Source organism: Pseudomonas sp. GOM7, from assembly GCF_026723825.1.
Classification (GTDB): Bacteria; Pseudomonadota; Gammaproteobacteria; order Pseudomonadales; family Pseudomonadaceae; genus Aquipseudomonas.
This window is the reverse complement of sequence record NZ_CP113519.1, coordinates 4,660,938-4,674,781: the sequence shown is the minus strand read 5'-3', so window position 1 is coordinate 4,674,781 and position 13,844 is coordinate 4,660,938. Positions and strand designations below refer to the sequence as shown.

Genomic DNA, 13,844 nt, shown 5'->3' with positions numbered 1-13,844 from the left:
GGATGCAATCCGGGGCTTTTGCGGGGCCTGATCCCCGGATTTCATCCGGGCTACGCAATTGCGGCCGACAACGTTATCTCTAGGAGCGGCTTTAGCCGCGAAGCATTGTTGGGCACATCGTCGGCAAGCCGGCTCCTACAGGATGAGGCGCTTAGCCCCTGCGCCCCAGCCCATGCTGTGCCAGCTTGGCGTAGAGCCCGGCGCGGGAAATGCCCAGGCGTTCGGCGGCCAATTGGCGATTGCCGTCGGTAGCGGCCAGAGCCGCCAGCAGCGCCTGGCGCTCGGCCTGCGCCAACTGCTCGGCCAAGGTCTGCGCTGTGCTCGTTATCAGCGGCGCAACGGGCACCGGTTCGCTCGGCGCCACTGGATCGACCAGCAAACCACGCAAAGCTTCTTCATCCAGTCGCCCATCGACCGCCAGTTGCGCCCGTTCCAGCAGGTTGCGCAGCTCACGCACATTGCCCTTCCACGGCTGCGCGCAGAGCAGGGCGAGGGCATCGTCCGTCAGCTCCATGGGGGCCAGGCCGGAGCGGTTGGCCAGGTCGTCCAGCAGGTGTTCGATCAGTGCCGGAATGTCGCTGGCACGCTCGCGCAGCGGCGGCACGCGCAGGGTCAGCACGTTGAGGCGGTAGTAGAGGTCGTCGCGAAACTGCCCGGCGGCCACCTTGGCTTCCAGATCGATATGAGTCGCCGCGATCACCCGCACGTTGAGCGGCTTGACCTGGTTGGAGCCGAGCGGCTCCACCTCCTGCTCCTGCAGCACGCGCAGCAGCTTGGCCTGCAATGGCAGCGGCAGGTCGCCGATTTCATCGAGAAACAGGGTGCCGCCGTTGGCCACCTCGAACTTGCCGATGCGCCCCTTGCGCTCGGCGCCGGTGAAGGCGCCCGGCGCGGTGCCGAACAGTTCGGCCTCCACCAGGGTTTCCGGGATCGCCGCGACGTTGACCGCGACGAAGGGCCCGTTGGCCCGTGGCGACAGGTTGTGGATGCCCTGGGCCAGCAGCTCCTTGCCGGTGCCGGTCTCGCCGCGGATCAGCACCGTGGCATCGAGTTGCGCAGCACGGCGGGCCTGGCGCTTGACCTCGCTGGCCGCACCGCTGGCGCCGATGAAGCCGGCGATGGTGTAGCGCGCCCGCCGCGCCTTGGCCAGCTCGTGCTGGGTGGCGAGTAGTTGCGTCTGCAGGTTGGCGTACTTGGCCATCAGCGGCTTGAGATGGCGGGCGCGGTCGAACAATACGAAGCCCAGGGCGCCGACCAGGGTGCCGTCCTCGTCGCGCAGCGGAATGCGGGTGACCACGAAATGCTCGTCGCCGAAGGCCATCAGATCGAGCATGCTCGGCTGGCCGCTTTCCACCACCTCACGTAGGCGGCTGGCCGGCAGCACTTCCTCGATTTCCTTGCCCAGCGCCGTGCGCGCATCGGCGATGCCCACCTTCTGCGCGTACTTGTCGTTGATCCAGACGATGCGCGCCTGGCGATTGACCGCGATGGTGCCCTCGCACTGGGCATCGAGGTGATCGAACAGCAGTGGCATGGCCACGGCGCGAAAGCGCTCGGGCGACACGCCGATGATCAGGCCGTGCTGGTCGAGGTCGTCGCGAGAAATGGCCATGGGCGAATGTCCGGTATGAAATGCCGCCGATTATGGGCAGTGCCAATCACGACGGGCAATGTCGACGGACATCAGACAATGGCATTCGTTGCACGCTTCTGGAATAGTTGGGCGGCTGCGCGTAACCCGCCGGCACCTGCCGAACGCCCACAAGGCCTGCCCGGCAGCCGAGACACCTGCCGTGTCCCTTTCGCATGCCGACCGGGCATGCCTGGCGAGCCAACCGCCCGCCGCTGGATCCGCACCGCTGTGCCGGTGCCACAACGACAACACCAAGATCCACACAAGGACGCCCCATGAAACTCAAGCGACTCTTCTCCGCGCTCGCCGCCGGCGCTGCGCTGACCGCCCTGTGCGCCACCGCGCAGGCGCGTGAATACTCCGTTTCCACCGTGCTTTCGGATGCCTTTCCCTGGGGCCAGGCCGCGCAGAAGTGGGCCGATCTGGTCAACGAGCGCTCTGCGGGGCGCATCACCCTGCGCGTGTACCCCAACGCGCAACTGGTCGCCGGCGACCAGACCAAGGAATTTTCCGCCATGCGCTCGGGCCTGATCGACATGGCCGTGGGCTCGACCATCAACTGGTCGCCGCAGGTGCCGGAGCTCAACCTGTTCTCTCTGCCGTTTCTGATGAAGAACGACGCCGACCTCGACGCCATCACCCAGGGTGAAGCCGGCAAGCTGGCCTTCGCCGCCATCGAGCAGCGCGGCATCGTGCCGCTGGCCTGGGGCGAGAACGGCTTCCGCCAACTATCCAACTCGGCCAAGCCGGTACGCAGCCCGGCCGATCTGGTGGGCCTGAAGATCCGCGTGGTCGGCTCGCCGCTGTTCCAGGACACCTTCACCGCCCTCGGCGCCAACCCCACGCAGATGAGCTGGGCCGACGCCAAGCCGGCGCTGACCACCGGCGCGGTGGACGGCCAGGAAAACCCGCTGTCGGTCTTCGACGTGGCGCGTATCGACCAGGTTGGCCAGAAGTACCTGACCCTGTGGGACTACATGGCCGATCCACTGATCTTCGCCGTCAACCAGCGCGTGTGGAAATCCCTGCCCGAGGAAGATCGCGAGCTGCTCAGCCAGGCCGCGCGTGACGCCGGCAAGTGGGAGATCGAGCTGTCGCGTGGCGCTCAGTCGAAGCGCCTGGCCGACATCCGCGAGCGTGGTGTGGAAGTGATCGAGCTGACCGACGCCGAGCGCGCCGCCTTCGTCGAGGCCACTGCCAGCGTGCAGGAGAAATGGGCACCGCGCATTGGCGACGCGCTGATGGAAGCCGCGCGCAAGGCCGTGGCCCAGCCCTGATTCGTTTTATCTGACCGGAGGCTCCCTTAGCCTGCTCCGCTCCCCTCTCCCAGTCCTGGAAGGGGGCGGGGAGAGGGCAGGGGGGCGCCGCCGCGCGATCACATTGCTCCGGTCATTCGAGGTTCCTATGAGCAAACAAGTCGACGCGCCGCTGGAGCGCGTGCTCGCCACCCTGGCCCTGGTGATCATCAGCCTGATCAGCCTGGCCAACGTGGCGGTGCGTTATTTCACCGATGCATCCTTCGCCTTCACCGAGGAAATCTCGGTGTTCCTGCTGGTCATCCTCACCTTCGCCGGTGCTTCGGTGGCCATGCGCAGCAACCGGCATATCCGCATCGGCCTGCTCGAGCGGATGTTCCCGCGCCTGCGCACGCCGCTGATCCTGCTGCAGTGGCTGGCCGGCGTGCTGGTGCTGGGGCTGGTGTGCTGGTACGGCGGCCAGTTCGCCTGGGAGGAGTTCCAGTGGGATTCCGAATCGCCCGGCCTCGGCCTGCCCAACTGGTGGTACGTGATCTGGCTGCCGATCCTGGCGCTGCTGGTATTCGTGCGTTTGACCCAGATGACCCTTGATCGTCTGCGTGGGAGGATCAGCGATGAGCCCTGATCTCTGGCTGATCCTCAGCTTCGTCGTGCTGCTGGCGCTCGGCGTGCCGGTGGCCTTCGCCCTCGGCCTGTCCGGCGCCATCGGCATCATCGCCGGCCTGTCGCCGGACATGCTCGCCACCCTCGGCACCAACACCTACAACGGCGTGGCCAAGTACCCGCTGATCGCCATTCCTCTGTTCATCCTCACCGGCCTGGTGTTCGAGAAAGCCGGCGTGGCGCTCAGACTGGTGCGCTTCGCCCAGGCGCTGATCGGCCCACGGCATGGCGGCCTGGCCTTGGTTGCGGTGCTGGTGTGCCTGATCATGGGCGGCATGAGCGGTTCCGGCCCGGCCGATGCTGCGGCCGTGGCCATGGTGATGCTGCCGAGCATGACCAAGGCGGGTTATCCCAAGCCGTTCTCGGCCACCCTGATCGCCGCCTCGGCCTCCACCGCCATCCTGATTCCGCCGTCGATTGCGTTGATCCTCTACTCCATCGTGGTGCCAGGCGTCGACCTGCGCGCGCTGTTCGCTGCCGGCCTGTTCCCCGGCATTCTTGCCGGCCTGGTGCTGTTGCTGCCGGCCTGGCTGCTGTCACGTCGTTATGGTTGGGAATCCCCGGAGCAGGGCGAGCGTCCGGCCATCGGCGCGAGCTTCAAGCAGGCGCTGCCGGCGTTGTTCGCCCCGGTACTGATCCTCGGCGGCCTGCGCAGTGGCCTGTTCACACCGACCGAAGCCGCCGTGGTCGGCGTGGCCTACGGCGTGGCGATCGGCCTGTTCGTCACCCGCGAGCTGGACTGGCGCAGCCTCTGGCGCCTGTGCGGCGAGGCGGGTGTGATTTCCGGCGTGGTCATGCTGATCATTGCCCTGGCCGGCATCTTCGCCTGGGCCGGCACCCTGCTCGGCACCTTCCGCCACCTGGCCGAATGGCTGATCTCGCTGTCGGACAACGGCTGGGTGCTGCTGGCGCTGGTGATGCTCGCGGTGCTGCTGGCCGGCATGCTGCTCGATGCCATCTCCATCTACCTGATCCTGATGCCGATCCTGATTCCGGTGATGCAGCACTTCGGCTGGAACCCGGTGTGGTTCGGCATCCTGCTGGCGATGAACATCGCCATCGGCCAGTTCACCCCGCCGGTGGCGATCAACCTGATGGTGACGACGGAGGTGGCCAGGATACGCCTGGAGCAGACCGTCGGCTGGGCGGCGCTGTTCGTCGTGGTGATGGCCAGCGCTTTGCTGCTGGTTGCGATCTTCCCGGAAATCGCCCTGTGGCTGCCGCGCGTGCTGGGCTACGCGGTGTAAAGGCCTGTGTCGTTAGCCTGTCTACCAGAGGTGCGGTTAATGACGCTCCGAGCGTCCCTCTTCGGCTTGACTGTTGGGAGGCTATACAGCCCACGGCTGCGCGAGAAGTAGGTCGAGAAACGCCCGCAAACAGCCAGGATAGACGGCTTCGGGCAGGAATACTGAAGATGCCTGGGACGATTTTTTACTGAACTCCTGAGCATCTGAATACTCGACTGTATAGACAAGAGAAATAATTCTATGCCGTCGAGAGGATGCTCGGTCGAGCCGAATTTCATGCGCGGAGAGGTGCTAGATGGAAAGAAAATAGCGAATCCGCAGGGGGTTGTCTTTGCCACTCATCAATTGGTAATGACAACCATAATGGAGTCTTTATGCCCAAAATCACTGACAAGTTCGTTCTACGAATGCCCGAGGCACTACGTAACCAGATTCACGAAAAAGCTGAATACAACTATCGCAGCATGAACAGCGAAATCGTCTTCCGCCTGGAGCGGTCGGTCGATTGCGAAGCCGAACTGGTACACCAGAAACAACTGGTGCAGTTGCTGGCCAATCAGCTCGAGGAATCGCGCAACTCGGCATGAGCCTTGCCGCTCACGCCTTAGTCCTGTCCCTCCCCACTTACCTCCTAGCAGAACGCACAAAGCCGCGCATTGCGCGGCTTTGTGCGTGAGGTGGGCGATTGCTACTCGTCGCCTGCAGAGAAGTCGTAATCCATGGACTGGCTGGGGCCCTGCAGGTAGTAGCCCTGGATGAAGTTGACCCCGGCCTGCCACAGGGTCGCCAGCATGCTGGCGCTCTCGACGAAGGGCACGATGGTCAGCTTGGCCTGGGAATGCAGGCTGGCAAGCAGGGTCTTGAGCGCCTCCTGATTCTCGGCCTTGCCCAGATCCTGAGTGAAGGAGCCGTCAACCTTGACGAAGTCGATATGCAGGTGCTTGAGCGCATTGAATGGGTTGATTGCACAGCCGAACTGGCTCAGCGCGACCTTGCAGTGCAGCTCGGCCAACCCCTGGGTGAGTGCCTTGGCCTGTTTGAGGTAGGCGATGGCATCGGGTTCGCTGAACTGGAACACCAGACAGTCGGACGGCAGGCGGGCGGCCTTGAGCGCCACGCTGAGCCAGGGCAGCAAGGTCTGATCCTGCAGGCTGGAGGTGGACAGGTGCACGAACAGGCGGGTGTTGTGGCCCTTGGCGCGATGGCTGGTGAGTATCTTGATCGAGTTGAGGATGACCCAGCGGTCGATCTTCTCGCCCAGGCCGGCATCGCGGGCAGCGGCCATGAACTGTGGCGGCGGCACCTCCTCACCTTGTGGGTTGAGCAGGCGTAGCAGTACTTCGTAGTGTTCGTGGGCGTCGCCACGCAGGCTGATGATGGGCTGGAACAGCAGGCGGAAGCTGTTGTTCTCCAGCGCCTGCTGCACCATGGCCTGCAGGTTGCCACGGTTGGCAGCAGCGGCCAGTTCCTCGGCGGGGTTGAAGATCTTGATGGCATTGCCGTCGCTCAGCTCATCGGCACAGCGATGGGCGCGCTCGATGACTTCCTGAACCTTGGCGGTCTTCTCGCTAAGACCGGCGACACCAATGGACAGCGTGGTTTGCGCCGTGCGCCCGCTGATGTCGAAGAGATGCCCTTCGACTTTCTTCAGCAGTTCCTTGAGCGCTGGTGTGCACTGTTCGGGCGTTTTTCCGGGTAGCAGCGCAGCGAACACATCGTCGCCGAAGCGAGCCAGCTGGGTTTCCACCGGGAAGTGCGCGCGCAGCAGGCCGGCGAGGTCGGTCAGCAGCAGGTCGATGCCGGCCAGGCCGATATCACCCTGCAGGCTGGCATAACGGTCGACGCGGATATAGGCGAGCGTGGCCGGCTGTTCCCCCTTGACCGCGCGTTCGGCGGCGACATCCATCAGCTCGATGAAGTGCACGCGGTTGAACAGGCCAGTCACCAGATCCTGACTGCTGATCTCGCGCAGTTTTTCCTCCAGCTCGGCATTCGAGGTTTCTGCGCGAATGACCGCCTGAATGCAGGGTTCGCCATCGTAGGTGGCAGGGGAGAGGCTCATCTGCGCGGCAAAGCTGCTGCCGTCGGCGCGCACGCCGTGGCAACTGAGGTCGGCGCTCCCTTCATCGTTCTGGTAATGCTTGAGGAAGTCCTTGAACGCCCCTTGGTCGGCACTGGCGATCAGGTCGATCATCGGCATGCCTTCCAGCTCGTCGGCATCGCTGTAGCCGAACAGCTCGAGATAAGCACGGTTGGCATAGATGTGCATGCCGTCGTGCACATAGGTGATGGCGTCCACCGAGCTTTCCAGCAGCAACTGGCAGCGTTTTTCCGCTTCACGCAGGGCCAGTTCGGCCGCGCGGCGGGCACGGCGCTCGGCCAGGTTGGCCAGCTCGCGCTTGGCCACCAGCACCAGGCGTTCGTCCTCGCCCTGGGGCAGCGCATCCTGAGCGCCGAACATCATGGCCTCGGTGATGGCTTCGGACTCGTTGTCGGCGACGAGCTGAATGACCGGAATGTCCTTGGCTAGGCGGCGAATGGCGGTGATCGCTTCGCTGGGCTCCAGCAGTTCGCTGCTTGGCGCACAGATCAGCAGATCCCAGGTGTTCTGCAAGGCTTCGGCCAGGTCATCGCTGGAGACCAGGCGGTGCACGCGGGTGGCATGGCCGGCGTTGCGGAACAGGCTGACCAGGCGCTCAGCCTCGTTCTGCGAATCCTCGAGGATCAGCAGGCGGATGGTTTTCTTGTCGATGGCCATAGGGGAGGGTCAATACCGCGCCGAACGGGCGCGAAAAGGCGACGAATGGTGAAGTTTCGGCAGCCTACAGCGACTTCCAGAGCGAGTCAAAATCTTCCTCTCCAGCAGGCTTCTGGCTTTGCGAGGCTGTGACGGGAGTCCCGCCCGTGACCTCTTCCTGGTTGGCGCGGTGGTACTCGAACTGGCTGAAACTGCCGGTGCTGAGCTGGCGCCGTGTCAACGTGGCGCGATGCTCCACGCCCTGGTTGTTGATCAGCACCTTGCTGCCTTCCTGGAAGGGCAGGCGGGGTGTGATCAGGCTGGCCGGGCGGGAAATGGCCGCGATCTCCGGCAGCAGCAAGGCACGCAGGTACTGGCTGTTCTGCTCGGTCTTGCGCAGCAATTGCAGGCCGCAAGGTTGCGCGTGCGGCGCGATCAGCTCGATGCCCATTTGCGTGCCGCCGCCACGCACCTGACGAATCCAGCGCACGATGGCCACACTCCAGCCCTGGCTGGGGTTGTCCTGGACGCCGAGCAACTCGCCAGCCTGAAGCTGGCTGGGCACGTCCTTGACCCAGGACAGGCAGTAGCCGCCCGGGCTGTGGTTGACGATCAGCAGCGGGTAGGTGGGATAGCTTTCCTCGACGCTGGCTGCGGGTTCCTGCTCGCCTGGGGTGGTCTTGCTGTACTGGATTTCCTCGAAGTGAATCTCTTCGCTGGCCGTGCGTTGGGCATCGAAGGCATTCGACCAGATATCCGGCTCGCCCGTACTGGGCTTGAACACGGCAGCACCGACTTCCACCGGGCGCCTGAGCAGTTCGGCGAACGAGCGCTGCCCGGAAAGGAAGAAGTGCAGGGCGGTCATGCCGATGCACAGCGTCAGGGTGCCCTGGCCTGGCGTGCGCTGGAAGGTACGCTCGGCGATATCGCCCCAGGCGGCTGCGACATGTTGCAGCAGATCCAGGCTGATACCCTCGGGCATTGGCAGGAGCGATTTCTTGCGCTCCTCTTCCGGTTGCGTCAGGTAATCCTTGATGGTGTCGACCAGCGGCTGCGGATCGATGCCCAGCAGCTTGGGCAGCTCGCTACTCTGATACAGCGATTTGTAACGCGGCGGACCGTCGACCTGTGGCGCCAGCACGAACAGGCTGCTGGGGTGATCGCCAGGTTGCAGGCGTACCAGTGCGCTCCAGGGCTCCAGCGCTTCGGCCAGGCGGGCGATGCCGCTCTGGCGCATCTGGTTGGTGCGCGCGCAGCCCAGCAGCAGGGCCATGCTGTAGGTCTGCTGCGTGCTCAGACCTTGCGTCTGGCGTGCCAGTGGGTCGCGGATGACCAGGTTCTGCATGCGTTGCTCGACCGCGATCTGATAGAGCAGGTGCAGCTCCAGCCACAGCCCCTCCGGCACCGGGCAATAGAGCTGGCTGGCGCGGATCAGTGGGCTGTACAGGCTGTGCATGGCGCGCTGCAGGGCCACGGCCAGCAGTTGTTCACGATCCTTGCCGCTACGATTGATGGTGCGGGTGATGATCAGTTTGTAACCGATGGCCAGGTGATTCTGCAGGGCCTGGCACAGGTTGGCCACCTTGCGTGGGCGCTCGTCGAGGACGATGGCCTGGTTGAGGAAGTGGCGTTCCAGATGCTGGCAGACGAAGTAGATTTCCGGTCGCAGCAGTTCCAGCAATTGCAGGCGGTTCTCGGAAGGCGTCAGGAGCTGGTTGATCTCCACCAGGCTCTGATAGAGCTGGCGTGCCGTTTCACCGATGTTGGCCTTGGGTAGACCAGCGATCCAGCGTTTCAGGTCACGCGGTGTCCCGTCGCAGAACCCCAAGCGCTCTTTGCTTGGGGTTGGCACGCGTAATGAAAGCAGGTGAGGACTCTGTCTATCCATAAAGCTTGGATGCTCCAGGCCACTGAAAAAGGCGAGCGGCTTCGAGGTTCATCGACCTCATGTTTTCCTGCACTCTAGCAGCATCTGTCGCTCATGGCAGCCCATACCCGGGGTGGGTGACGGGCTGACGCTGGATTGCCCGGTGCAGATGCCGTGTCGTCAGGTAGCATCGTGTGCCTGGCCCAGCAATTGCCCCATGCGCACGTTGCTGCCGGCGCCCAGGGCCTCGGCCCACTGCACCTGCTGCGGGCCGAACAGGACGATGGCGGTGGAGCCGAGTTTGAAACGACCCAGCTCGGCCCCCTTGGCCAGCTCGATCGGGGCGCGTGCCTCGGCGTCGTAACGGGTGCTCCTGAGTTCACGCTTGGGCGGCGTGACCAGGCCGGCCCAGACGGTTTCGATGCTGGCGACGATCATCGCGCCCACCAGCACCACGGCCATCGGCCCGCGCTCGGTGTCGAACAGGCAGACCACGCGCTCGTTGCGGGCGAACAGCTCGGGCACGTTCTCTGCCGTGGTCTGGTTGACCGAGAACAGGCGCCCCGGCACGTAGACCATTTCCCTCAGCGTGCCGGCCAGCGGCATATGCACGCGGTGGTAATCCTTGGGCGAGAGGTAGACGGTGGCGAACTGGCCGCCCATGAAGGGCGCGGCGCGCTCGGTGTCGCCACCGAGCAGTTCCACGGCGCTGAAACTGTGCCCCTTGGCTTGGAAGAGTCGGCCGTGCTCGATGGCGCCGAGCTGGCTGATGGCGCCATCGGCGGGGCAGAGAATGGCCCCCGGCGTCTCGTCCAGTGGGCGCGCACCCTCTTTCAGAGCACGGGTGAAGAAGGCGTTGAAATGCTCGTAGGCATGCAGGTCTTCGACCTGGGCCTCGCTCATGTCGACGCGGTACTGCTTGGCGAACCAGTCGATCAGCGGATTCTTCAACCAGCCGATGCGGCATTCGGCCACGCAGCCGATCAGGCGCGAGAGCAGGTGATGAGGCAGCAGGTACTGGCTGAGAATAAACAGGCGTTGTTTCATCGTGTGTCCTTGAAGGTTCAGCGTTCGATCGGCGTATTGGGCAGGTTGCCCCATTCCGACCATGAGCCGGCATAGGCCTTGACTCGTGGATAACCGAGCGCCTTGGCGACCACATAGGTGAAGCCGGAGCGGCGGTGGGTCTGACAGTGGGTGATCACTTCCTTGTCTGGCGTGATGCCGAGTGCGTCGAGCACCTCGGCCATGTCCGTGCGGATGCGCAGATCACGCTGGCCATCCATGCCGGCTGTCCACTCGAAGTTGATTGCGCCTGGAACATGCCCGCCCCTTGCCGAGTTGAGCTTTTCGCCGCGGTATTCCTCGGCGCTGCGCGCATCCCAGATGGCCAGGTCGGATGCGCCCAGGCGTGCTTGCAGGTAGTCGCGCGTGGCGGTCGGGGCTTCGCTCAGGCTCAACTGCACGGGGCTGTCGCCCGGCTCTGGCACGCTCTGGCTGAGCGGGCGGCCTTCGCCGATCCAGGCGCGCAAGCCACCGTTGAGAAAGTGCTGGCGGGGATGACCGATGACGTCCAGCAGCCAGATGAAGCGGCCGGCCCAGCCGCCGCCTTCATCGTCGTACACCACGTAGGTGGCATCCGGACGATGGCCCAGCTCGCTGAACAGCGCTTGCAACTGCGGCAACTCCGGGAGTAGCCCAGGCGCCGGGGGCTGGCCGAGCTGGGTGCGCTTGCTATCGACCCAGCGCGCGCCGGGAATATGCCCTTCGGCATAGCGTGCAGCGCTGCTGAGATCGACCAGTATCAAGTCGTCCGCATCCAGGCGTGCGGCGAGCTCGGCGGGCTCTATGACCAGCGGCAGATCGGCGAAGGGGGACATGGGGCCTCCCGCAATGGAAAGAGGCCGATTGTAGCGGAAAGGTCGCCAGGCTTGTGGCTTTGCCCTCAGCGTGAGCGTTTGCTGAAGTTGCTCAGGGCGCGCTCGATGCATTGCGCCGTTTTGGCAAAGGCCTGCAGGCCGCTCTCGGTGAACGGCTGCCCGCCCTGGTCGGCGAGCAGCAGCATGACCACTCGACCATTGTTGGCAAGTGAGCGCAGCAGCAGGTGCTCGCCCACGAACAGCGCCTTGAGTTCGCCTGGCAGCAGGGCCGAATACTGCGCGGCATTGTCCGGGGTCAGGCGCAACTGCCCTGGCTGGCTGAGCAGGCGGCGCAGGATATGGCTCTTGGCCGGGTCGAGGTTGAGCCCTTGTGCGGCCTTGCCCAGGCCAGCGCTCTGTTGCGCTTGCAGGCGCGTATGTTGGCGGTCGGCAAGCAGTAGCAGGATGCGCTGCAGACCACAGGCCTGGAGGGCATCGCGAGCGCAGGTGATCAATTGTTGCGAGTTGCTGAAGTCGCTGGGCTCGCGAATCAGGCGCATGCACTGCTGGCGCCAGACCTCGGGCACGGCCTGCTTGGCCGCGCCCGCGCGCGGCTCGGCGGACACCAGATGGCGTGCCTGCCAGGGCCACAGCAGTGCTTGTGCCGGGTGCCAGAGGCTGGGATCGTGCCCGGTTCTGGCGCTACTGACTGCCTGCTGGTGCACCTGCTGTTGCACGTCGCTCAGCGGTATCTGCAGATAGAGCCCGACCAGGCGTTGCCAGCGCAGGCAGTGGTCGGTATTCCAGGCATGGTGCGCCGACACGGCCAGGCCGTTGGCCAGCAATACGCAATTGCTGGGCTGGGTCAGCCAGTGGCGCAGAGGAATGTCGGCGTCGAGCATCTGCTGCTGATGCAGAGGATGTTCGTTGTCACGGGCGATATGCAGCGCCTTGACCAGTTGCCGGCGATCGCGGGCCAGTAGCTGGTAGCTGCGCACGATCCATTCCGGCAGGCGCCAGCGCTCGGCCAGTTTCAAGCAGAGCTGGATCAGCGAAACACCCAGAAGTTCATGTTCGACCTTGTTGGCCGGCTCGCCCTTGACCAGCACGCGCTGCTCCCAGGTGTTGAACAGTTGTGGGTAGCTGTTGAGCAGGGGCCACAGCGGTGCGAGAAACAGCAGGCTGCAACCATGCAGCTCATTCCACAAGCGGGCCAGGCGCGTGCCGAACAGGCCGCGCGCCTGTTGGCTGGCATGCTGGCTGATCAGCAGGATCTGGCGCAGGGACTGGGGAATTTCCGCTTCCGGTATCGAAGGCGTCTGCTTGAGCAGGTTTTCGCAGCGTGCAAGGCCCAGGCGGGCGAGGGCGGCTTCCAGGCTGTCGGCCGGCTCGCTCAGGCTGCCGCCGGACTGGTTGGCCTCACGCAATATTTGCAGCGCGAAGGTTGGGCTAAGCTCTATCTGGTCGGCCATGTCGCGCCAGGTCTTGCGGCTGTCGGCCAGGGTGCGGCAAAGATGCGCATGCTGCGTCTGCTCGAGAGGCAGGCGTAAAGGGCCCAGTAGCTGCAACCAGGCATCGAGACTGCGCGGCATGGGTTTGGGGGTCGGCATCTTCAACGTGAGCCAAACTGGCTTTTGACCTTAACTGGCTATAGTCTGGCGTATAAGTTCCGATAATTAGAAGGGTTGTTTTCAATAACCCATCCACTAGGCTCTGCAAGCGTTTATTCCATGGTAAAAATCATAGGCATCATTGTCGTTTTTGGCTGCGTGCTCGGTGGCTTCATACTTTCGGGCGGGAAGTTCATGGCATTGATCCACCCTTTCGAGGTTCTGATCATCGGCGGTGCGGCACTAGGGGCGTTCCTGCAGTCCAACCCGGGCAACATGTTCATGTTGGTGTTCAAGAAATCCCTGAGCATGTTCGGCACCCGCTTCACCCATACCTATTACCTTGAAGTGCTCAAGCTGCTCTACGAGATTCTCAACAAGAGCCGACGCGAAGGCATGATGGCCATCGAGGCCGATATCGAGGATCCCAACGCCAGCGCGATCTTCAGCAAGTACCCCGGGGTGATCAAGGATGCGCGCATGACCGCGTTCATCTGCGATTACCTGCGCATCATGTCGTCCGGCAACATGGCGCCGCACGAGCTGGAGGGGCTGTTCGACATGGAGCTGGCCAGCCTCAAGGAAGAACTGGAACACCCGGCCCATGCTGTGGCCAAGGTGGCCGACGGTATGCCGGCCATGGGTATCGTGGCGGCGGTACTGGGTATCGTGATTACCATGTCGATCCTGGCCGAGGCGGACAACGCGCAGATCGGTGAGAAGGTGGGTACGGCACTGGTGGGGACCTTCCTCGGCATTCTTGCCTCCTACGGTTTCTTCGGGCCGCTATCCAACGCGCTCGAGCACGATGCCAAGGAAGAGGTGAATCTCTACGAGGCGATCAAGGCGAGCCTGGTCGCTTCTGCTTCCGGCATGCCGCCGACGCTGGCCGTGGAGTTCGGTCGCAAGGTGCTGTACCCGGCCCATCGCCCGAGCTTCAGCGAGCTCGAGCAGGCCATGCGCGGCAGCTAA

At 64.0% G+C, this 13,844-nt stretch carries 11 protein-coding genes; 5 read left to right on the top strand and 6 right to left on the bottom strand.

The features are described 5' to 3' along the window. Positions 1-151 precede the first annotated feature (151 nt). Positions 152-1,612: a sigma-54 interaction domain-containing protein gene (locus tag OU800_RS20720; protein ID WP_268179223.1), complete on the bottom strand. Its 1,461-nt coding sequence runs from the start codon at positions 1,610-1,612 to the stop codon at positions 152-154. Positions 1,613-1,908: 296 nt separating this feature from the next. On the opposite strand from OU800_RS20720, the gene OU800_RS20715 reads away from it, so the two are divergent. The 4 genes from OU800_RS20715 to OU800_RS20700 all read left to right on the top strand — a co-directional run bounded on the left by OU800_RS20715 (position 1,909) and on the right by OU800_RS20700 (position 5,386). After that, the gene (locus OU800_RS20715; RefSeq protein WP_268179222.1) at positions 1,909-2,910 is read left to right on the top strand and encodes a DctP family TRAP transporter solute-binding subunit; all 1,002 of its coding nucleotides are present in this window, start codon (positions 1,909-1,911) and stop codon (positions 2,908-2,910) included. 127 nt (positions 2,911-3,037) lie between these two features. Continuing rightward, the gene (locus tag OU800_RS20710; RefSeq protein ID WP_268179221.1) at positions 3,038-3,514 is read left to right on the top strand and encodes a TRAP transporter small permease; all 477 of its coding nucleotides are present in this window, start codon (positions 3,038-3,040) and stop codon (positions 3,512-3,514) included. Further along, positions 3,504-4,799: a TRAP transporter large permease gene (locus OU800_RS20705; protein WP_268179220.1), complete on the top strand. Its 1,296-nt coding sequence runs from the start codon at positions 3,504-3,506 to the stop codon at positions 4,797-4,799. The genes OU800_RS20710 and OU800_RS20705 overlap by 11 nt, the downstream gene beginning before the upstream one ends. Before the next feature lie 374 nt (positions 4,800-5,173). Then, positions 5,174-5,386 (top strand): Arc family DNA-binding protein, encoded by a 213-nt coding sequence (locus OU800_RS20700; protein WP_268179219.1) that lies wholly within the window; start codon positions 5,174-5,176, stop codon positions 5,384-5,386. 101 nt (positions 5,387-5,487) lie between these two features. Here OU800_RS20700 and OU800_RS20695 read toward each other — a convergent pair whose 3' ends face one another. The 5 genes from OU800_RS20695 to OU800_RS20675 all read right to left on the bottom strand — a co-directional run bounded on the left by OU800_RS20695 (position 5,488) and on the right by OU800_RS20675 (position 12,872). Next, positions 5,488-7,557, bottom strand: coding sequence for an EAL domain-containing response regulator (locus OU800_RS20695; RefSeq protein ID WP_268179218.1), 2,070 nt, complete (start codon positions 7,555-7,557; stop codon positions 5,488-5,490). A gap of 64 nt (positions 7,558-7,621) precedes the next feature. After that, a complete protein-coding gene (locus OU800_RS20690) occupies positions 7,622-9,424 on the bottom strand; it encodes a molecular chaperone (protein WP_268179217.1) in 1,803 nt (600 codons plus the stop codon). A 159-nt stretch (positions 9,425-9,583) separates the two neighbouring features. Further along, complete coding sequence (gene asd, locus OU800_RS20685; RefSeq protein ID WP_268179216.1) at positions 9,584-10,450, bottom strand: archaetidylserine decarboxylase; 867 nt, start codon at positions 10,448-10,450, stop codon at positions 9,584-9,586. A 17-nt stretch (positions 10,451-10,467) separates the two neighbouring features. Continuing rightward, the gene (locus OU800_RS20680; RefSeq protein WP_268179215.1) at positions 10,468-11,283 is read right to left on the bottom strand and encodes a rhodanese-like domain-containing protein; all 816 of its coding nucleotides are present in this window, start codon (positions 11,281-11,283) and stop codon (positions 10,468-10,470) included. Positions 11,284-11,348: 65 nt separating this feature from the next. Then, complete coding sequence (locus tag OU800_RS20675) at positions 11,349-12,872, bottom strand: HDOD domain-containing protein (protein ID WP_268179214.1); 1,524 nt, start codon at positions 12,870-12,872, stop codon at positions 11,349-11,351. A 120-nt stretch (positions 12,873-12,992) separates the two neighbouring features. Here OU800_RS20675 and motA point away from each other — a divergent pair, with 120 nt between their 5' ends. Next, positions 12,993-13,844 carry a flagellar motor stator protein MotA gene (gene motA, locus OU800_RS20670; protein WP_268179213.1) on the top strand — a complete coding sequence of 284 codons (852 nt, stop codon included), beginning with the start codon at positions 12,993-12,995 and terminating at the stop codon, positions 13,842-13,844.